Below are 21,803 nucleotides of genomic sequence, written 5' to 3' on the forward strand. Positions count from 1 at the left end.
CCTATGGCCGCCTTTTTAAAAAAATGGAAGAAATACTTTACCTTTGCCGCGCTTTTAAGCTGTTTTGTAAATATTCTTCAATTAACTTTTCCCTTTTACATGTTCACCATATACGGCAATATTGTTGTTTCATACAGTCTGCTCTCTCTTAAAAATATCACGGTCGTCGCTTTTATGGCCGTAGCAGTACTCGGGTGTTTTTCATATCTGCGGTCCAGGCTTCTGGCCGTGGCAGGCCAGGATTTAAGCCTGGGACTGAGGGAACAGGTTTATTCAGGTATGGTCAAAGGATCTGTGCTGAACGGTAAGAACGCTTACCAGATCGGCTTGAACGATCTTGAAGTGCTGCGCAATTATTTTTCCACACCGGCCATCTATGCGCTGTTTGACGTTCCCTGGGCCCCTTTTTACCTGGCGCTTATTTATCTGTTTCACCCGGTGCTGGGCATTATTGCGACCTCGGGCGCCCTTATCATGGTCGGGTTGAGCATATTGCAGGAGTTGCTGATCCGAAAGAGCATGAAAATGGCGGGGCAACTGAACATCAAGAGCCACCGGTTTGTGGACTCTTTTATGAGAAATGCCGAAGTGATCAACGGGATGGGGATGATCAGGGATATATCCGACAGGTTTGTTGAGAAAAATAACCGGGTGATGATCAATCAGACAAAATCAAGCTATTATGCCGGCACCATTCAGTCCATGATCAAGCCCCTGCAGAACATTATCCAGATCTTGATTTATTGCTTTGGCGCCATTTATGCCATAAAAGAGGGGTTTGATGTCGGGCTTATGGTCGCCGGGTCCATTATCATGGGACGCGGATTCGGGCCTCTGATGCAGTTCATGTCCTCCTGGCGTACGACGGCCACGGCAAAGGAATCCTACCTGCGGTTAAGCAGTTTTTCAAGCATGTTGGACAGAATAGTCCCCGGCATGCCCCTGCCGCCCCCCAAAGGCCATGTATGTGTTGCCGGTGCCGGTTATCGAATCCCAAGCCGGGTGTTGCTCAAAGCAGTTTCCTTTGAATTGCCGGCCGGGGAGCTTCTCGGGGTTATCGGACCCAACGGCGCCGGTAAAACCACCCTGTGCAGTCTGCTTTTGGGCATTTTGCCCGCCTTTGGCGGCAAGGTTTATCTGGACGGGAAAGATATTTTTTCCTGGGATAAGGCCCAGGTGGGGCCCTACATCGGGTATCTGCCCCAGGAGATTGAGCTGTTCCCGGGAACTGTGGCCCAGAATATCGCAAGGCTTGGTCCTGTTGATATGGACAGGGTTGAACAGGCCATACAAACCTGCGGCATACAGGGTTTGGTGGACAGTTTTCCCCAGGGGCTTTCCACCCAGCTTGAAGGGGACAAGGGGGTCCGGCTCTCCGGAGGACAGAAACAGCTGGTGGGTCTTGCCAGGGCCCTTTATGGAAACCCCAGGCTCCTGGTCCTTGATGAACCCACTTCCAACCTGGACGAACAGGGAGAACAGCTGCTGGTAAACATACTGGCAGGCATGAAAGAGCGCCGAAACTGCACCTGCATCATGGTTTCCCATAAACCCCAGTTGCTGCACGCCATGGACAAGGTGCTGGTCATCAACGCCGGACAGGTTGCCATGTTCGGCCCAAAGGATGCGGTGTTTGCAAAACTGTCCGGGAAGCAGGCTGTCCTATGATTATTTATCTGCGCTCCTGTTTTAAATATTTTGTGTTTGCAGGACTTTTTTCCATATTTATCAACACCCTCTATTTGACTTTTTCTTTATACATGCTGGCGGTTTACCGCAATGTCCTGGCCAATTACAGCATGTCCACGCTTTATGCCTTGACGGCCATCGCTTTAACAGCCCTTGTGGTTTTAGGGCTGCTTGAGTTCTGCCGGTCCCGCCTGCTGGTCCGGGCCGGGATTCAGCTGGACAAGCTTTTGAGCCGGCGGGTACTCAAGGCAATGCTCAAGGATCTGTGCCGTGCCGACAGCGACCGGTACACCAAGGGACTCAACGACATTAATACCCTGCGCAACTACCTTGGCGGCAATTCCATTTTTGCTTTTTTCGATCTGCCCTGGATATTTATTTATCTGTGGGTGATTTACCTTGTACATCCCCTGCTTGGCCTGACAGCCACGGGCGGTGCGGTTGTGGTCTTTATCATCGGACTGCTGCAGTCGGGCCTGACCCAAAAAGATACGGCCAGGGCCCAAATTTTAAAAAACCAAGGAGTGCAGTGGGTCTCAGCCAGTTTCAGGACGGCCCGGGAGCTTGAAAGCATGGGGATGACCGGCAATGCCGCGAGCAGGTATTGCCAAATCAATGACCAGGAGATTCAGATCCACGACAAAACCGGGAATGTCAGGCATATTCTGGGGGCGGTGAGCCAGAGTTTCGGCATTCTCATGCAGGTCATTATATATGGGGTCGGTGCAGCCCTGGTGCTGGCCAACAAGAGTGACCCCGGCGTTATCATTGCTGCTTCAATTATCATGGGCCGGGCCCTGGCGCCGGTGAACCAGGCCATTGCCGCCTGGAAGCAGACCTCCGACGCGAGGACCGCCTATGATAATCTATCCGCGTTGTTAAAAAAGTCCCAGCAAAAGCCGGACACCGTCGGTGAAATAACCGGGGCCCTGGATGTGGCGGATGTCAGCCTTTCCATAAACGAAACCCAGGTGCTCAGCCATATTGATTTTGCGTTGAAGCCCGGGGAGATCATGGGGTTGGTCGGGCCCAACGGTGCCGGTAAAACCTCATTGTGCCGGATGATTTTAGGGATGTGGAAACCTGACAGCGGCGTGGTGGAACTGGACGGCAAAAATGTATTTGAGCTGGACAATGATGATATCGGGCAATATTTGGGGTATCTGCCCCAGAATGTGGAGCTGTTTGCCGGCAGTGTAAAAGACAATATCGCCAGAATGGGGCAGGCCGACGGGGAAAAGATACTTCAGGCCGCACAGCGTGCCGGTGCCCATGAGGTGATTTTAACCTTTCCCCAGGGGTATGATACCGATATCGGGGAGGCGGGGCGAAGTCTTTCCGGGGGACAGCGCCAGCGGGTCGGCCTTGCCCGTGCCCTTTACGGCACCCCAAAACTGGTGATTCTGGATGAACCCAATTCCAACCTGGATGAGGCAGGAGAGCAGGCCTTGATCAAGGCATTAAAAAATCTTAAACAAATGGGTGCCACAACAATCATGATTACACATAAGCCAAACCTTTTATATACGGTGGATAAAATCCTAGTACTCCAGCAGGGACAACAGGTGCGCTTCGGAGATAGGGATGCGGTTGTTGGACAGTTAATGGGAGGCGTGAATGCAACACATAATTAAATCATGGGTAAAATACTTTATAATCGTCGGGGTTTTCGGGCTTTGTATGAACCTGATTTATCTTGCCCTGCCCATATATATGATGGTCATCTACGACAAAGTGCTGTTCAGTTTCAGTACGGCCAGTCTTTCTACCCTGGCTGCCGGTATAATGATCAGCCTTGTCATAGTGGCCCTGATCGATTATTTTCGTGCCCGGGTGCTGGGACAGACCGGCAATAACCTGGCCCAGAGAATGATGCCTTATGTCTTTAAAAGCATGCAGGCGGATGCCGCAGGAATTAAGCGTTCAGGGTATACCCGGGGGCTTTTGGATCTTGAGCTGTTAAGGGATGCCTTTGCCAGGGGGCATATTTTAAATTTTCTGGATCTGCCCTGGGTGCTGGTCTATCTGGCAGTCCTTTATCTGATACATCCCCTGCTGGGCTTTGTGAGCATTGGCGGCGTTTTTTTGATTACCCTGTTTCAGCTCCTGCTCAAACGAATTGAAACAAAGCGTTATACCGTGGCCGATGTCACGTTTCATGCCGGAGCCGATTTTGCCGGCAACTGCCTGCGCCATGCCCAGTTGATTTCAGGGATGAGAATGTTTTCCGCCGCCATGGAACAATACAGGATCCGGTATGAAAAGACCCTGGCTGCAAGGTCGGAGGCGGATGCGTTTCACTCTGCCTTTGGCGCAGTTATCCGTCTGCTTCAGATGGCAGTGATGACGGCTGTGTTTACGGCCGGGGCTTTTGTGTTCTTTAGCCACGGAATTACCCAGGGGGGTATTTTTGCCGGTGTCATGATTATTGCACGGCTTTTTTATCCCTTTGAACGCAGCCTGCTGAATATGAAAACGGCTGTTGAAGCCGTGGCTGCATATAAGCGCCTCAAGCAATTTGTCAACACCCGGGAATCCAACCCCAAGCTCTCCCTGCCGGCCCCCGAGGGGCGGGTTTCGGCAGAAGCCGTGAGCCTCTCCCTTGATGCCAGAACGGTTTTATATAATATTTCCCTGGCCCTTGAGCCGGGAGAAACCCTTGGTGTTTTCGGGCCCAGTGCATCGGGAAAAACCTGTCTTTGCAAGGTGCTGCTCGGCATCTGGCCGCCGTTGACGGGAAAGGTCAGGCTGGATGGGGCGGAACTTTCCCACTGGCCGGAGGAGGAGCTGGGGCAATATCTTGGCTACATGCCCCAGACACCTGAGTTGTTCCCCGGAACTGTGGCGGAAAACATTTCACGGTTTGAGGTGATGGATTCTGAAAAAATCGTTAAAGCCGCCCAAAAGGCCGGGGTCCATGAGATGATTTTAAAGCTTCCCCAGGGGTATGAAACCCGGATTGATCAAACCGGCAAGAACCTTGCCGCAGGTCCGCGTCAACTGATTTCCCTGGCCAGGGCCCTCTACGGTGACCCAAAATTCGTGGTTCTGGATGAACCCCACACCCATTTAGATGACCTGGGGCTCAGGATGGTGCTTACCGCCCTTAAACATTTAAAGCAGGAAAATGTGACCACCGTTATGGTCTCGGACCGGCCCAATCTGATTGTGAACATGGACAAGCTTCTCATGATCAAGGAGGGGCAAACGGCCATGTACGGACCGGCTAAAGAGGTGTTAAATCAACTTGCCAACAATAAACAGTCCCAGCAGGCGGCAGGAGTATAGAAATGAAACAAGATCCGGTATTAAATACAAACCCTTCAAAGTATATCATTGCAGGTCTTTTGGTTATTGCCTTTTTTTTCGGCGGCCTTGTGATCTGGTCTGTTTATTTTCCCTTCCAGGGGGCAGTGATCGCCCCGGGCGTGGTAAATGTGTTCGGTGAAAGAAAGATGGTTCAGCACCTTGAAGGCGGGATCATCAACAAAATTTTTGTAAAAGAGGGGGACGAAGTTGCCCAGGGTGATGTGCTCATTGAGCTGAAAAGCTCCCAGGTCAGTTCCAATGTGGAACTGCTCCAGGGAAGGTTGTGGGCCAAGGAAGCCGAAGCAGCCAGACTTCGGGCCGAGGCGGGTATGAAACCGTCAATTTCCTGGCCCAAAGCCCTGGATGAGTTGAAGGACGACCCGGAAATTGCCCCGATCCTTTCCTCGGAACAGGATATTTTTGTCTCCAGGCGCTCCGATCTGCAGGGAAAAACAAAACTGTACCAGTCCCAGATCAGTCAGACAAAAAACAAGATTGAAGGCGCCAAAGAAGAGCTAAAAAGTGTGACGGAAATTATCCGGAATCTTGAAGAGGATTTAGCCGGCAAGCGCCCGTTGCTGGCGGAAAAATACATGGGAAAAACCGATATTCTGACGCTTGAAAGAAGCCTTTCCGAGTACCGTGGGCGAAAAGGTAAATTAAAGCAGGATATTGCCCAGTTTACCCAGATGATTGAGGAATATAAACTGCGTATTGCAGATATGGAGAACCAGTATACGGATGCGGCCGTTTCAAAGCTTGGCGAGGTGACCGATTTGATTTTTGACTTGAAAGACCAGATTACGCCGATGCTTGATGCCCAGCATCGGCTCGAGGTCCGGGCTCCGGTCAGCGGGGTCGTCCTTAACATACAGGTTCATTCCGAGGACAGCGGTGTGATCCAGCCCGGAATGCCTTTACTGGAAATAGTACCCAAGGATCTGAGTATGGTGATCAAGGCCCAGGTCCGGCCCCAGGATATTATCAGTGTTCAAAAGGGACAGCCGACCAAGGTGCAGCTGGCCGCATTCCAGAGAAAATCCACCCCCCCCATCAGGGGAAAGGTGACCTATGTCTCCCCGGATTTAATGAGCCAGCAGACCCCCCATGGGGAAACGTCCTATTATGAAGTCCATGTGCTGGTGGATGAAGAGGATTTAAAGGCCCATAACGCCTATCTGTCGCCCGGCATGCCCGCTGCCTGCTATATCACGACCGAAAGCCGGACAGTGATCAGCTATCTTTTAGATCCGTTGCTTGAAAATGTTGACAAAGCCATGCGTGAATAAGGGCCATAGGTTGTGTGATCATTAACAACTTTAATTTATATTTAGAACCACGAAGAGCACGAAGAACACGAAGGATGATTATACCCAATGCTTTCACTCTTCGCGGTTTTCGTGCTCTTCGTGGTAAAATAAAATAAGCAATAGGCCATGCCTAAAATAACCCACATTTTTAAGACCTATTTCCCCGAAACCAACGGGGGGCTTGAAGAGGCGATAAGACAGTACGGCAGCCATGCGGCAAAAAACGGGTTTGAGGTTGAGGTGGTCTCTGTGGGGTCCGGCAATTATACGGTGACCTTCCCTGACCATATCACAGCACGGTTTTACCGTAAAACCTTTGACCTGCTGTCCAACCCTTTCAGTATGGGTTTTGCCCGTTCCTTTAAACGGATCTGCAATTATACGGATATCCTGCATTTTCATTTTCCCTGGCCCACGGCAGAGCTTGTCGCCCTTTGCCACCGCATTGAAAAACCTGCCCTGGTGACCTTTCACTGTGATATCCACAAGGCCAGGACCTTAAAGCGGCTCTACCTGCCCTTTGTGGCCCGGTTTATGGGGAAGATGGATGCCGTCTGCATCTCCAGTAAAAGCCTTTTCAACACCACCCCCTATTTGGCGCAGTTCAAGGATAAAATTCATGAAGTCTCTTACTTTGTGAATAAAAATCGCTTTGCCGGACTTGGGGGGCCGGACCGGGAGGTTGAGGCCTTTGTCGGCAAATACAAAAATTACGCATTGTTTGCCGGGATGCTCAGGTGGTACAAGGGGCTTGATATCCTGCTGGATGCTGCAAAACAGATGACGCACCATGTTGTCATCGTGGGCAAAGGGGATCTTTTTGACCGGCTTAACGCCAGGATCCAAAACGAGAAGATCAGCAACGTTCATCTCATGGGGTTTCAAAGTGACGCCAATCTGAAATTTTTAATTGAAAACTGCGGCCTGGTGGTTCTGCCCTCGACCGCCCCGGCTGAAGCCTTCGGCCAGATCCTTTTGGAGGGGCTCTATTTTTCAAAACCCCTGGTCTCCACCGAACTGGGTACCGGTACAAGTATTGTGAACCGGCACAATCATACCGGCTTTGTGGTCCAGGCCGGATGCCATCTTTGCCTGGCCCGGGCCATGGATAAAATCCTGACCGATGAACATTGCGCCCAACGGTTTTCAAAAAATGCCTTTCACCACTACCTGGACAATTTTACCGCCAGGGCCCAGGGGGATAAATATCTTGGGATCTACAGGTCTTTACTTTGAGTGTTTTATTTTACCACGAAGAGCACGAAGGACACGAAGAATAAAACCTCCGGGTACAATCATCCTCCGTGTCCTTCGTGCTCTTCGTGGTGTAATTGGAAAAAAGACGCCGATGGCCAATCTCGGCCAGATATGACCAGAACCTGATTTGTCAACACGATTTTTATATACCCAAAAACAGGGGTGTTAAGAAAAAGGTAAAACATAAAAAAAGCACAACTGTCGCTTCTCTCAATTGATTTATATTTTTAATTTAAGTGATATTTCAGATGGATAATGCAGTATGGCATATATTTTGCTAATTCATTTAGCATTATGAAAATACATATTATACACACACTTATTTCGGCAATGGTTTTCTGGGGTGTTTACGGCCCTGCTGCAGCGCTGTCCGCTGAAGACGATCAATATTTTCTGGATAGGATCAATGAAATCAGAACCGCCCCTTACAATTACGCCATTGAGCATCTGGAATGTACCCCAGATTTTTTAAAAGCCAAGGGGATTAAGCCTGACACAACCTTTGCGCGCTATACGCTGGATGAGAGGTTAACCGCCATGGCTGAAGATGAAAGCCAATTGATGGCCGGTGAAGAGATCACAGTATCCGAGGCCCCCCCTTATTATCGTTTAACCGCATCCACAGGCGGCGTGGTCTCGTTTTTTAATTTTATGTCCCGGGAGGAAGCCTTTATAATCGTCATAAATTATCTTTTCAAAAAAGAACTTGATAACGAGTCGTTTGATCATATTTTGTCCAAAGACTATTCCTCTGCCGGTATTGCCATATCAGCCGGAAAGGTGGGATCGGGAAATGCGTGGTTTGTTGCTATTTGCCTTCGCTCTGCCGAGCTGGTATCTGAAATTCAGATGTTGAACCTTATCAACGATGTACGGTCTAATCCGAATAATATATGGACGTATGAATATAATGGTACCAAAATGAATCAGGCAGACGTATTCAGTCTTAATTCCGGCATCTGTGATCTGTTTGCCGGCAAGTATGAGCCGCTTTTCTTTAATGCCGACTTGAGCGTATCAGCATCGCAGGCAGAGACGGACCCTGAAACGGGTAACTGTCATGGTTATGAAGGTGAAGTTGTTCGCTCTGAGGTGGCGATTCGCTCTGAAGAAGAATGGAGCCAGCCTGTGGAATTTCTTTTTTTCTCTTTGCTGTTTCAAGAACTTGCCAGTTGGCCCCAGGGTCTCGTTGTTTTTTCAAACGGTATTCAGGATGTTGGCTCCAGCAGCACTTTTCAGCCCGGTGATGGTGATGGTGAAATCGGGTTCTCAATTTTGTCCTTTGTCGTGGGTAAGAGTAACCTGAATGCTGGCAACAACGAAAGTGCAGGCAGTGAGGATGCGACAACTGTAAGGATATATGGTCTCCTTTTTTCGGATATTGACGGAAAGGGCCTTTACGCTCCGGGATATGAGCTTATTAAACAAACTGTAAAGGTTTATGATGATGAGATGCAAGAGCAAGAAATCCAAAGTGCTGTTACCGACAATGCCGGGCATTTTTTCATGGAACTGCCCGCTAATCAGCAGTATTATTTTACAGCAACAATAGACGGGGTTCCGGTCAGCTGGGAAGGCAATGATGGGAATTATCTTATCACTACCGATCAATTTGTTAAATTGACTCACACGCCCACGCCCGATGTGCCCTAAACTCACCACGAAGATCACGAAGGGCACGAAGAATGGAAAAGAATGGAATTTGATGAATTATCTAATCGCGTTATCGGTTACGCCATTGAGGTTCATCGGGAGCTTGGCCCGGGCTTACTTGAGTCTACCTATGAACAATGCCTTGCGCATGAATTAAGTAGAGATAACATATCCTTCAAACTGCAACACCCTCTTCCTGTAATTTATAAAAGTGTCCGCATTGATTGTGGATATCGGGTTGATTTGTTGGTAGAAGACAAGTTTATCCTTGAATTGAAAAGCGTTGAACAACTAAACAAAATCCATGCGGCTCAACTGTTGACATATATGAAATTAGCCCGTATCAAAACAGGCTTGTTAATTAATTTTAATACCCAAATGTTAAAGCACAGCATCAAGAGATTCGTTCTATAATTTCTTCGTGCCCTTCGTGTCCTTCGTGGTAAAAAAAATATCTAAACCCTACGGAAAAAACAGATAACGGACGTCCATTGCACATGGCCGTTATTAAGAATAATATGATGACGGGTTCTGTGGACATCGCCGTTCAGGTGGATCATGATGGGATCAATCAGGTACTCCAGCGGGGGCAGGCGGTAATTCATGGCCTCCACCGGTTTAAGCCGGGGGCTTGCATGGAGAATGTATTTTTCAAACAGCGCCTTTGTGAAAAATTCAGGGTGATCACTGCAGTCCGGGGTGATGATGAATTCCGTGGCAACGGCCACAATACCGTTTTTTTTTGTCACCCGCGCCATCTCCGTCATGGCCTGCTTTGCCCTGGCATGCCCGCCAAAGTGTTCAATGGATGACAGGGACCACACAAAATCAAAGTGTTCATCCTTAAATTGAAGATCCGTGCCGTCCATATTGATCAACCTGAGCCTGGATTTTTCATAGGACCGGGGGCAGAACGCATCTGCGTCCTCAAGAACGGCGGCATCAGCCTCGTTTCCGCCTACGGCATTGTTGGTCCAGTCGTCATTGCCGTAAAGATCCGTGCCCACCACCTCCCGGATATGGTCGGTCAGATAATAGAGTACCGGCTCATGGCCGGCACCCACGCCAAGGGCTTTGGCTTTTTTGTCAATGGCCCCAAGGGTGTGCAGGCCCCAGAGGCACTGGGTCCATTCCCAGCCCTTTCGATAGGCATACGCCTTGGTATCACTGAAGCAGTGTTTATCCACGGCATAGGACTCAAGCTCCCGGTGGATCTTCATCCACGCCGGATTGTCCCATTTGTCCGGGTTTGTCAGTTCATTGAGCCTGTCAAGGGATGCGGTCCCCTTTATCTTTTTTAAAATGGAATAAAATTTAGCGAACATGATGAAAAACGTCATCCCCGAAAATATTGGTTCATGATTGCTTTGTTTGTCAATAACAGCAAAGCAGATAAAACTCAAGCCCCGGCCACTTTTGTCGGCAATCCTGGGTTCTCACACAAAGACACCAAGACACAAAGGGTCATAAAACCAAATAAAAGCGTTGTGTCTTTGTGTGCGTTTTTCAAGTAAGCCGATTATCAGGTATAGGCTAAATTAAACCATATCTGTGTACATATGACCAAAAATTTTAATTTATGCGCAAACGCCATAGGTCAATTTCATTGTTTTTTTTAAAATTATTAAATTCGATGAAGGTATGCAGGGCAGCGCGGCTAAAGCATCATACGGGAAATTCGCCGCAGGTTCGATCGAAAATAGTTGACGATGGTATCTTATTTGCTTATACTTCTTTCGTATTATTATTTCGGGCAGTGTTAGTACCACTTTTCCGGTGGCACAATGTCAATTATTTAAATTAGGAGAAAAAGAATGGCAGTAACAAGAGAGCAGGTTGCACAAATATATGTGGCTACATTTAACAGAGCCCCACTTGACGCGGGTCTTGACTATTGGGCAGGAAGTGGCTTTACCATTGAACAGATTGCCACCAGTTTTTTTGATCAGCCTGAAGCCCAGGCCATCTATACGGATGACGGGGAACCGATCTCCAGTGAGGAATTTGTTACCAGAATTTTTGACAACCTTTTTAACCGCGAGCCGGCTGAAGCCGGTCTTGAATACTGGTCCACAGCCCTGGATGAGGGTACTGTATCCCAGGCTGAAATGATTCTGGCCGTAGCGAACGGCGCAACAGGTGTCGATGCTGCGATATTGGCCAATAAGACAAAAGTCGGTCTCTATTACGCGGACCAGGGTGGAGAAGAGACTACTTACTACCTTATCGACATAGACGAGACGGATGAGAGTGTAGAAGCTGCTAAAGATGAAATTGATCACATATTGGATCCTGACGTTGAAAAATCCTTTACCGCAGGCACGGATGACATTACCGGCGGCGCAGGCGATGATACCTTTGAAGCCCCCATCGTCCAGAACCCCTGGGCCGGCGGCGTGTCAAACTCCCTCTCCACTGCTGACAGTCTCGACGGTGGTGCCGGCACCGATTCTCTTTATGCGGAACTGGTTCCTGAATACTACGGTGTGACCGGTGATAACACGATGGATATTCAGCCGCATATTCAGAATGTTGAAGATATCCAGTTTGAATCCATGGATGTCCTGGACGGCCACACGACTATTACGGTCGATGCCAAAAACATCACCGATGTCGACCACATCGGTTCTGCCTACTCAGACGGCGATCTGGTTATCGAAAACCTGACCACCCTGACATCCGATGGCGTTGCCCGGAATACCGATACCATCACCGTTACCATGGATCACACCGACAACTTCAATCACGATGGTGACGCTTCTGACCTGAAAGTGCTTTTTGACGAAGACTACCTGCTTTCCGGACAGAGTGTCCAGTCCGCGGCCATTTACTACCTGCTGGACCAGGATGCCGATATGAACAATACCGACGTTGATGGTGACGGTACTGTGGATCTGCTGGCCTACATTAACACAAACGGGTTGCGTTTTACGATTGACGGCGGTGAAGAACTGGTTCTTGAGTTTGACCAGGACTTGCTGACCACTGCGGACATGTCCCAACGCGTTCTCAATCACGATGATTTTGTTGCTGCCCTGCAGGGTTCGCTCCAGGCTTTGATCGCTTCAGGCGACGTCCCGGCCGACACGACTCTCACCGTAGATTACACCACCACCAGGACCACTTTCCTGGATGACGGCAGTGTTTCCTCTCTGATTCCGGCCATCGTTCTTGCGTCCCAGAGCACTGCAGGCCTTGAGTCTGTCGGATTCCTTTGGGTAGAAGACCTGTCTGGCGATTTTAACGTTTACGGGCGTCTGGATGATGAGGAAGGCGTTGATGAAAACCCCGTTGCCATCAACGTTGAGCTGGACAAGGTTGGCCGTGATAATGACGGCGGCGATCTGATGATCGGTGGTAAGCACGATGAAGCAATTCCCGATTTCTATGTGAAAGTTCTGGGAACCGAAGACAGACCGAGCAACCTTGGTACCATTACCACCAATGCACAAACAACTGACGATGAAGAATTGGGCGGGGAATATGGTCTGGAAAACGTATACATCTCGACCCATGAAGACTATGTGGCCGGGGAATCCTACGCCAGCCTGACAATACGCAATGGTTTCGACGGTCAGTGGTCCGTGGACCTGGTGGACGCAGATGACTTCCTGGGTGATCTGATCCTGGGTACCGGAACCGCGGTCAATGATCTGATCGTCCTCGAAGCCAGAGGCGGTGGTGACGTTACCTTTATGGGTCTGGTTGATGGTACGACAGCTGGCATTGACGATGTATTGGCCAATGACGACCGTGCCTACAGCTACACCACCGGCAGTGGCAACGACACCTTTGTCGTGACTTTGGACGGTGATGCGGTTGACGCTGCCGGCGTAGGCCCGGAAAGCTTTGCCATCATCACCGGCGGCGGGGATGATACCGTTGACATTATCAGTGTGGACGGCGTATCCCAGCGGACCATGTTCATTCTCGACAACCTCTCCATTGAGACGGGTGACGGTGCAGACCGCGTCACCATCAACGGCTATGAGCGTTTCGATATCCAAACCGGAGCGGGTGATGATTATGTTGAAATCACCTCTGTTGATCCGGCTGACGGTTCTACCGACGTATGGACTTTCGGTGCCACCACCGGCGTACAGCCCTTTGTTGACCGCGTTCTCTATAAATCAGAACTGACGGTTACCTTTGCCGGGTTTGAAAGCACTGTTACGGTTGACACCGACGCAGCAGGCAACTTTGTAGCCGATCAGGTAATCATCAACGCAGCCATCATTGAAGCCATTGAACAAAGCACGGTTCTCAGCGAATTGCTGGATTATAACCTGGGCTCAAGTGATCAGTTCCTGGTCATCACTTCCGACTTTGACGGCGCCAACGAACTGGCCGTGGACCTGTTCCAGCCGACTCTGGTGGCTGCTGATGCCGTGGCTGGTGAAGTTGTCCTTTCCAGTGGCGACCTGACTGCCATCCGCAGGGGCATTATCAACACCACCGTTCTGACCTCCGCTGATTTGGAAAATGAGGCTGAAGTTATTGCTGAATTCAACGACGGCACTACTGCCAACCTGGGTGATGGTTCCCTGAGCCAGACCGGTAATGACATCAGTACCGATCAGTTTGACTACCAGTTCCTGGCTGCGAATGCCGACGCAACAGCCAATGCCACCATTGAACAAAATTATTCGGTTATCAATACCTCAACCGGTAACGACATCGTTGTGCTCCACTCCAACGAAGCTTCTGCCAACACCCTGGTATTTGATTCCGAATTCAACTATCTGACGGTTGTCAACTTCTTCGATGACGCAGCTCGCACCGTGACCGGTAACCATATCCTCGACTTTACCTATTACCTGGACAACCAGCAGGATCCGTCGGATGCCCCTGCAGGCAATGCCCAGTCTGTGGTTGATATTGGGATTACCTACGATGGTCCGGAAACTGCTGCTGCCGGTGATGACCTGGTCGGCAATGAATTCACCATTGTCAAGCCTACGTTTGATGATGACGATACCTTTAATGGCCTGACCGCATCCAATTTCCTGGCTGCCATCAACGATGATGACGGAACCGCAGATTATGCCGACATTGACAACGATACGCTTGATGCCGCTGATTCTCCCTTTGGCGATAACTTTGTCGGTACCGTACAGGATCACATTGTTTTCGTTGAAAATAATGACAACCGTGGTGAATACAAAGTCTTCTATCTGACTTCCGAGCTTGATGCCGATGGTAATGTCGACAATGCCGACGGAGACTTTGAGACCGCAACACTGCTCGGAACCATCGACTTCGGCGCCGAAATTACCGGCGATCCGATCAGCATGGCCAATCTATTGGGCAGTGACGACCCGACCGGCGACGGTACGACCAGCTGGTATGAATACTACATGAATGATGTTCTTTTGGGTGAAGGTTCCCCTACAGATCCTACAGATCCTACAGATCCTACAGATCCTACAGATCCTACAGATCCTACAGATCCTACAGATCCTACTAATGAAACCGTATCTGTTAATGCTACGACAGCAACAGACGGAGCACTTGATGCCGATGGTGCCGATGTCACTTTTGAGATTGCCGGATTTGCAACCTACACCCAGGAAATCATCAATTTTAAACCCGGTGATGTTCTGGACTTCCCTGCAGACAATACACCAACCGTTATTAACTCTAGTTTTACCGATGGAATCGTAGATGTCCAGTATGCCTTCGGCGGATTCGTGACTACTGTCGAACTGACCGGATTAGATGCTGCTCTCGATCAGACATTACTAGGTGTTCAAAGCTTTGAAGATGTATTTGGCGCAGGCACGATTGTCTAATCATTTAAGCTAAGCAATAATTGGGCCCGAGCGTGGTATATTTTTGTATGCCTCGCTCGGTCTTAATAAGAATTAAATTCAAATATAATTTAGGAGAAAAAAATGGCCAATGTATTTCTCAACGCAGACGAAACTGGTGTTAAAATCGCTAATGATGGTGACTTGGTTTTCGGCAAATCCGGTGATGAAAGCGTAAATATTCTCGCGGGTGTTACTGGCGTTGTGCTTGATCAGAATATTGAAGGTGTTACGCTTGATGGCAACAAAGCAGATTACACTTTCGAACAGGCTGGTAACCAGTTGCTGATTAAATCCGGCGGCGCAACTGTGGCTACCGTTCCTATTCAGGTCGATGCTGACGGCACCCAGCTGACTTTTGATGATGGTACTTTTAATGCTGTTTTTAATTCCGGCGTGATTGAAGTTGGAAGCGATCCTGTTGATCCTACTGATCCTACTGATCCCACCGATCCCACCGACGGGGAAACCTTTACCCTGACGACTGGTGCCGATAACGGTGAAGATTTCGTTGGTACTACAGGAGATGATTCTTATGTAGCCTCTCTTGGTACCTTGAATGCAAATGATTCTCTGGACGGGGGTGATGGCGATGACACTCTGGATGCAGAGCTGACAGGTAATTTAAACAACACGATTACTGTTGCTAATATCGAAGATATCAGCTTCGAAGTACTTGCTGGTTTGACTACAGTAGATACAACCAACTATTCAGGTGTTGACTCTTATACCTCAGACGGTGTCGGTGCTTTAACACTTAACAACCTGAATGGCAGCAGTGCTGCACTTGTAAAAGATGGGAATTCAAGTGCGTTAACAGCCAACTATGCTGCAGGCACAGTTGCGGGTGGTAATGATACCCAAAACATTGAGTTACAAGACTCCACGGGTGGCCTTATTACACTGGGCGCTGGTGTTGAAGCTGTTGTAGTGACTTCTGAAACAGGTGATACAAGTACTGCTCAGCTTGCAGCACCAGGCGCTTTAATGTTGACTGTTAATGGTGGTGGTACCGTTACCCTTGGTAATACTGCCAATCCGATTAGTAATACAATAACAACAATTGATGCACGTGATACAGCGGCTGTAACACTAACCGCTGCAGGTGCTGCAACAGCTTCTTATCTGACAGGTGGTGGGAATGACTCTTTAACTCTTAATGTTGATATCGGCGCTGCTGCAAGTAATTTAATTTCAATGGGTGGTGGAGATGATACAGTTAAGTTAACTGCAGCACAAACAGCGGTTAACCCTGCAACAATCGTTGGTGTTGAAAACGTTGCCTTCACTAATGTCGCGCCAGGCGCTCTCGACCTTGCCAACTCTTCCGGCGATATTGCATTCGACATTCAAAACGGTGGTGGTTTAACCCTAAATAATGTCCAGTCAGGTATTTCACTCGGTGCTTCAACTGCAGGAGGAGTTGCCGATCTTGAAGTGAATTACCGTACAAATGTTATGGGCGAAGAACTTACTATTGACTTAGGCCGTGCCATGACAGGTACTGCTGGTACCACGAATGGCGGTGACTTAGAAGTTACCAATTTGAATAGCTTGGTATTGAATTTCAATGCTTCAGCTGCTAGTAATCTGAATACTGGTGGTATTTTGGTTGATGCAACCGCTGCAGGTACTGATGTCACTGAAATATTCACCGTTAATAACAATGGTACGGGTGCCGTCACTCTTGGTTTGATTGCCGATGCTGCTGCGGGTGGAACAACAGATATTACAGATGTCGTACTTAATGCAGCGACCGGGGCCATTATTGATGGCGGTATTGCCAATGCACAAGACCTGACTAATGTCTCTATGACAGCTGGTGACGGTGCAATTACTACTGCAGCATATGGTGTAGGAGCTGGTGCTTCAACTAAACTTGACAGCGTGACCTTGACTGCAACTGGGGCTGCCATTGATGATGCTGGTGTTGTTGCTGTAGTAGAATTCACTACGGCCAATGTTGCCGGGGTATCGACCATTGAGCTGAATGCGGCAGGTGGGGCTATTGGTGCAACAAGTGCAATTGATTTTGTCAATACAGTAGGCGGTTTTGATGATGTAACGATTACTGGTGCAAAAGCTGTAACTGCCAACATCACTGCTGGGGGTACTGGAACAGTTGATACTGTTACGTCTACGAACACTAACTCTGTAACCTTGACCATCGCCGATGCCGGTCTTGCAGCAGGTGAAACTGGAACGACTGTCAAACTGGGCAATGCCTCAGTTGGTAACGCAAACACACTTGTTACCGGTTCTGGTAATGATACCATCACCGATGGTACAGGCACTGATAACATTACAGCGGGTGCTGGTGGAGATGCCATCGCTATAAGTGGTGGTAATGATGCAATCACTCAGGGCGCTGCTGGTGCTGGTGCTGCTGGTGATGGTATGGTTGGTCTGTTCAATGATACTGATGGCAGTACGACTGTTACTGACGGGGATACCTTAACATTTGTAAACGATGTTGATACAATCACCGGATTCACTGTATCTAATGGCGGGGCCGTGACAGATACCCTGACTATTGCGAGTGTTGGTGGAGCAATTACTGGTGGAGGCGGAGCGCTTGACGCTGGTTTTGCAGCCGCCGGTACTGGTGCGATTGCAGATGATACATACGCTCTTGTACGGGGTGATTATGCCAATGGCGTATTTACTGTTAACGCAGCAACAGGTGCTGACCAAGCCGTCATCTATGATGGTGATGCTGCTGTTGGTACAATTTCATCTGAAACCATTATCCTGATGGGCATTGGCGGTACTGGTTTGACAGTGACTAGTGACCTGCTCTTCACGTAATTCTGCTCCAAGAGACATCTCTCGCTACTCCCACGTAGCTTGAGGAATCCGAGCAAAACAGGATGGCCGAGTAGCTCAGTCGCCTGTTTCCCTCAAACACCCAGTCTGGTTGTTAAACACCCAGGTCTGATCGGAAAGTGGAAGAAATAAAAGGACCCTCGATTCTTCGGAGTCGGGGGTTCTTTTTTGCAGAGTCAATGCAATTAAGAATTCCGGGACGGATGAGAATTCCGGGCACAATTCCGGGTAGAGTAGAGCACTGATTCGGCCGGTTTCTTTGAATTCCGGGGACATGAATTCCGTAATCGGGGTCAGGCTTGACATTTTGACATTTTCTGGAATTTACAAAAAGTTATGATTCGGGGTCGGACCGAGCTAAGTATTTATATTACTTATAAAAAACCATGGGTACGGTCCAAATATGGCCTTAAACAACCTTTTTTGACCCCAAAAATGGACCTTTAAGAAAAAAGCTCTCCTGCTTGGAAAGGGGTCAGGCTTGACATTTTGACATTTTCTGGAATTTACACATAAAATAGGGGACAGACCAGGAATTCCAGGGACATCTATGATAAGTTTTGTCAAGGGGAAAATATAGGGATTTCACATTGGGGTCGGGCCGTACTAACATGCTGTAATAACAGTAGATATGGTATAAAAATGCCTAAAAAAGAGGCTTAAAGTGCCTATTTTGACCCTAAAATTGCCGGTTTAAGAAAGGCCCTCATCACTTCGGTGGTGGTGGCTTTTTCGTTTCTGCACCTTCCAAATCGATCTCCAAAGACATGAGCCAGTTTCATATTTATTCGTCCTGTCTGAAATTATTGACAAATCTTGAATTCGGGGTAGAGTAGAGCACTGATTCAGCCGGTTTCTTCAGCCCTTTCTATATTCGAGACGCCTTGCCGCACGCGGCTACTACGTGTTCCAAAGGCCTTGCATCCTCAGTGCTCCCTCATCAAACCGTGCATACGGTTCTCCCGTACACGGCTTTCCGATGTTCTTCATCGTAAGGCTTGCGCTTTTTTTTTCTGCTTGGCCTTACAATAGAGCTTCCTCTGTAGCGTCCTGATTCTAATTGGAGTTAATAGCATAATGCAATCTCCTAATCCTCCGCTCGTTGGTTGCTTGAACAAAGTAGGGTCCCTTTCCTCGGCCTGGGTTATGTTGTCCCTTAGCCTCAAACGGTACTATGAACCCCTCCGACTCCCAATATAGCCCGATGGAATTTCGGATATCCTTATATCCATCAGTTGCCGGCCTTGTGCCTTCACCATATTGGGTCTCCCGCACTGCACTGCAATTCTTCCGACACATGCCATCCCTGCTACCCCGGAAGATCACCTGAAAGGATTTCCGTTTTCTACTCCCAAGCACTACGGCCTTCCCTTGATGTCCAAAAGGTCGGCATCTTCAATTAGTTGACGAGGCTACATATAGGTTCACTTTCGTTACGGCCTGCATCTTTGCCCATAAGAAACTTACAACCCCTGGTTACCCAGACGCTGCTTCCCGGTGCTAAGAAGGCGTACGGATAATTCCTCCTTCAGGACTTTAACCTGTTAGAACTACAGTTGTTACGGCATACGGACACCTTACTTAATTTGACGATTCGGGGTCGGGCCATGCTAACCACTTGAAATAAAATTAAATTTGATTTAAAATACCCTCCATATCATGACTATAATCGATTTTTTAGGGTCAAAAACACTGATTTAGAAGGCAAGCTTTGACCAGAGCAAAACGACATTATCTCCCAGGTCAGATTTGGCATATCACCCATCGATGCCATAAACGGGAATTTTTGCTGAAATTTTCAAAAGACCGTCATAGATGGACTCAATGGCTTTTTGAAGCCAAGCTCAGCTTGACAAGAATTGATAATCCAATTAGTTTTAAATTTTGGATAATTTGTTTTTAGGAGTGTTCATGCCAACTATTAGTATTTTTTATGGGATTATTATTCAGATGTTTTGGCAAGAACACCCACCTCCACACTTTCATGCTTTGTATGCTGAGTATGAAGCTTTGATAAATATTCATACTTTGGAGGTTGAGAAAGGTTTTTTACCAAAACGTGCGATGGTTTTGGTTCTTGAATGGGCTATTGAACATCGTGCAGAATTAATGGAGGCATGGAATCAATGTGCGCAAATGCAATCACCGCAAAAAATCGAACCTCTTTCGTAGAGCCACCTATAACTCCATGTATGCCTTGGCGGATACAGCAGTTGAAAGTACTGCCTGATTATCGGCTTTTTGTCCGTTTCCTTGACGGAGTGGAAGGATACGTCAATATGAAACAATTTTTGTTTTCGGATCGTGCAGGTATTTTTGCTAAATTACGTGACCTTGAAACATTTTCCCGTGCAACTCTTGTATATGGTGCCGTCACTTGGCCAGAGGAGCTTGATCTTGCACCTGATGCCATGTATGAGCAGATAAAAGCCTCTGGACAATGGAATCTGGATGGATAGAATTCGGGGGGACACCTTATGTAATTGGCGTTCAGGAATTCGGGGTAGAGTAGAGCACTGATTCAGCCGGTTTCTTCAGCCCTTTCTATATTCGAGACGCCTTGCCGCACGCGGCTACTACGTGTTCCAAAGGCCTTGCATCCTCAGTGCTCCCTCATCAAACCGTGCATACGGTTCTCCCGTACACGGCTTTCCGATGTTCTTCATCGTAAGGCTTGCGCTTTTTTTTTCTGCTTGGCCTTACAATAGAGCTTCCTCTGTAGCGTCCTGATTCTAATTGGAGTTAATAGCATAATGCAATCTCCTAATCCTCCGCTCGTTGGTTGCTTGAACAAAGTAGGGTCCCTTTCCTCAGGAATTCCGGGGACACCATACATAAAAGGTCACCCATTAAAGGTCGGGTTTTCGATTCGGGGTCGGGCCGTAACTTCTCAATAAGTCCGGGTAAAAAGACAAAGGTCAGCCAAATTCAATTGCAGTTAAACAGACAAATTGAGAGCTTTGTTGATGATGAGATCACTAAGATAAGGAATTTCATTCAAGCCGGATAATCGATCTTCAAGATAATCCCAAAACGAGACATTGAGCTTGCGACATGTTTTTTTCAAACTTGTGAACGTATCCCGGCATCTTCGACCCAGGTCATTTCTAGTTGAACCGCTGACTTTTCGACGCTTGACATAATCTCGTATATCATTTTCACTGGTATTATTGTGAAGAGGGATATGCGGAAAATCCAAAACTCTGAGCAATTCAGGTTTATTTCGATAAATCCGCTTCAAAGCATTGTTCAAGGAAGCAAAACAGGTCTTTTGAGTGAAAATTTTATCGAATTTGGCCTCAATATCGGCTTTTTTCTGGTCATCCGGCTGCTCTTTGAAATTTTTGAGGGAAGCATATAAGTCCCAGATGTCGGACCTGATGGATTTTACAGCCTCTTTCTGCTTATCCGTAAGACCGATCAATTTATTGATGAAACGTTCTGCATGAATCCAGCACAGCGCGTGAATTAGAACATTGAATTGTCCGGCATCATCACTGACGATAACCATGTCTGTGTTGAAACCGTGTTCAATTAAACTTCCGACTAGCGCACCTTCAGTGATAATCTTGATATGCAGCGGCTTTTCAATGCCAAGTAATTTGACGAATTCATCCCACGCAATATCATCCTCGCATACCGTCAAAAGTTTGCTGGTGACAAGCGTGAGAGAATCTTGTGGCAATCCTTGAGAGATCATACCTTGAGAGATCATATATGATAAAGCGCTTGCATTGATGATATAATCTGTGCGGCCGGCCTGCAAAAGCTTCAGGAAATTGATTCTGCTTTTGCTGTCGGTACTATGAAAAGTGGCAAAAAATTCATTTCCGATATGGGTGCAGTAGCCGTTTTGACCTTCGTGTCGGGCAGTCGTGTCATCTACATTGATATGCGTAGAGACTGACAGGCCTATATCAAGGATGGCATCTTTCTCATCATGAAAGGC

General features: G+C 48.1%; 13 protein-coding genes. 11 read left to right on the top strand and 2 right to left on the bottom strand.

All coding sequences use genetic code 11. The annotated features are described in order from the left end of the window. Window positions 1-3 precede the first annotated feature (3 nt). From DESPODRAFT_RS07205 to DESPODRAFT_RS07235, 7 genes are all read left to right on the top strand, one after another. Window positions 4-1,668, top strand: a complete 1,665-nt coding sequence (locus DESPODRAFT_RS07205; RefSeq protein WP_004072455.1) for a type I secretion system permease/ATPase — start codon at window positions 4-6, stop codon at window positions 1,666-1,668. Continuing rightward, window positions 1,665-3,323: a type I secretion system permease/ATPase gene (locus DESPODRAFT_RS07210; protein ID WP_004072456.1), complete on the top strand. Its 1,659-nt coding sequence runs from the start codon at window positions 1,665-1,667 to the stop codon at window positions 3,321-3,323. The genes DESPODRAFT_RS07205 and DESPODRAFT_RS07210 overlap by 4 nt, the downstream gene beginning before the upstream one ends. Next, window positions 3,307-4,977: a type I secretion system permease/ATPase gene (locus DESPODRAFT_RS07215; RefSeq protein ID WP_004072457.1), complete on the top strand. Its 1,671-nt coding sequence runs from the start codon at window positions 3,307-3,309 to the stop codon at window positions 4,975-4,977. The genes DESPODRAFT_RS07210 and DESPODRAFT_RS07215 overlap by 17 nt, the downstream gene beginning before the upstream one ends. 2 nt (window positions 4,978-4,979) lie before the next feature. Next, complete coding sequence (locus DESPODRAFT_RS07220; protein WP_004072458.1) at window positions 4,980-6,287, top strand: HlyD family type I secretion periplasmic adaptor subunit; 1,308 nt, start codon at window positions 4,980-4,982, stop codon at window positions 6,285-6,287. A gap of 147 nt (window positions 6,288-6,434) precedes the next feature. Continuing rightward, window positions 6,435-7,544: a glycosyltransferase gene (locus DESPODRAFT_RS07225; protein WP_004072459.1), complete on the top strand. Its 1,110-nt coding sequence runs from the start codon at window positions 6,435-6,437 to the stop codon at window positions 7,542-7,544. 315 nt (window positions 7,545-7,859) lie between these two features. Further along, window positions 7,860-9,218, top strand: coding sequence for a hypothetical protein (locus DESPODRAFT_RS07230; protein WP_157488438.1), 1,359 nt, complete (start codon window positions 7,860-7,862; stop codon window positions 9,216-9,218). A 42-nt stretch (window positions 9,219-9,260) separates the two neighbouring features. Then, window positions 9,261-9,632, top strand: coding sequence for a GxxExxY protein (locus DESPODRAFT_RS07235; RefSeq protein ID WP_004072461.1), 372 nt, complete (start codon window positions 9,261-9,263; stop codon window positions 9,630-9,632). 41 nt (window positions 9,633-9,673) lie between these two features. Here DESPODRAFT_RS07235 and DESPODRAFT_RS07240 read toward each other — a convergent pair whose 3' ends face one another. Then, the gene (locus tag DESPODRAFT_RS07240; RefSeq protein ID WP_004072462.1) at window positions 9,674-10,543 is read right to left on the bottom strand and encodes a class I SAM-dependent methyltransferase; all 870 of its coding nucleotides are present in this window, start codon (window positions 10,541-10,543) and stop codon (window positions 9,674-9,676) included. A gap of 489 nt (window positions 10,544-11,032) precedes the next feature. On the opposite strand from DESPODRAFT_RS07240, the gene DESPODRAFT_RS07250 reads away from it, so the two are divergent. The 4 genes from DESPODRAFT_RS07250 to DESPODRAFT_RS07275 all read left to right on the top strand — a co-directional run bounded on the left by DESPODRAFT_RS07250 (window position 11,033) and on the right by DESPODRAFT_RS07275 (window position 20,313). After that, a complete protein-coding gene (locus tag DESPODRAFT_RS07250) occupies window positions 11,033-15,010 on the top strand; it encodes a DUF4214 domain-containing protein (protein ID WP_004072463.1) in 3,978 nt (1,325 codons plus the stop codon). 102 nt (window positions 15,011-15,112) lie between these two features. Continuing rightward, a complete protein-coding gene (locus DESPODRAFT_RS07255) occupies window positions 15,113-17,836 on the top strand; it encodes a beta strand repeat-containing protein (RefSeq protein ID WP_004072464.1) in 2,724 nt (907 codons plus the stop codon). A gap of 1,929 nt (window positions 17,837-19,765) precedes the next feature. Beyond that, complete coding sequence (locus tag DESPODRAFT_RS07270) at window positions 19,766-20,026, top strand: DUF4160 domain-containing protein (protein ID WP_004072467.1); 261 nt, start codon at window positions 19,766-19,768, stop codon at window positions 20,024-20,026. Between the two features lie 41 nt (window positions 20,027-20,067). Then, window positions 20,068-20,313, top strand: a complete 246-nt coding sequence (locus tag DESPODRAFT_RS07275; protein WP_216594046.1) for a DUF2442 domain-containing protein — start codon at window positions 20,068-20,070, stop codon at window positions 20,311-20,313. A gap of 479 nt (window positions 20,314-20,792) precedes the next feature. Here DESPODRAFT_RS07275 and DESPODRAFT_RS07280 read toward each other — a convergent pair. Continuing rightward, window positions 20,793-21,803, bottom strand: a 1,011-nt coding sequence (locus DESPODRAFT_RS07280; protein ID WP_004072469.1) for an IS66 family transposase, incomplete at its 5' end; no start/stop codon positions are given.

Source organism: Desulfobacter postgatei 2ac9, from assembly GCF_000233695.2.
Taxonomy (GTDB): Bacteria; Desulfobacterota; Desulfobacteria; order Desulfobacterales; family Desulfobacteraceae; genus Desulfobacter; species Desulfobacter postgatei.